The following is a 379-nucleotide window of genomic DNA, read 5'->3' as shown; positions in this document are numbered from 1 at the left end:
GAGGATATTGGGCTTTAATCGCCTCAAACAAGTCTTTGAGCTGATTAAAGGCAACGAGTTGTTCCTCATAACCTGCAACCGCTGCGGGTATGGACATTAATCCACGCAAGGTTAGATTTGGTAGCGCTTCAATAGAAGAGGCTAACTCTAACGCTTGCTGAGCTGAAATGCCGGACTTACTCGCCTCACCACTGGTATTGACTTGGATGAGTACCTGCAATGGCTCTTTATCGTCAGGCCTTTGGTCATTAAGACGCTGTGCGATTTTAGCTCGATCAATAGAGTGAACCCAGTCGAAGTTCTCACTAATAGGGCGTGTTTTATTGGATTGTATCGGTCCAATAAAGTGCCATTCTATTTCGAAGTCGCTATGATGTTC

Annotated in this window: 1 protein-coding gene; it reads right to left on the bottom strand. The window is 45.1% G+C overall.

What is annotated here, in order from left to right:
* Positions 1 to 379 (bottom strand): YggS family pyridoxal phosphate-dependent enzyme (locus AB4585_RS29555; protein WP_372172402.1); only part of this gene is annotated, 379 nt, incomplete at both ends.

It is taken from the genome of Vibrio sp. 10N.222.49.C9 (assembly GCF_041474985.1).
Lineage (GTDB): Bacteria > Pseudomonadota > Gammaproteobacteria > Enterobacterales > Vibrionaceae > Vibrio > Vibrio crassostreae_C.
Note: the sequence above shows the minus strand (reverse complement) of the source record. Positions and strands in the feature narration are given on the sequence as shown.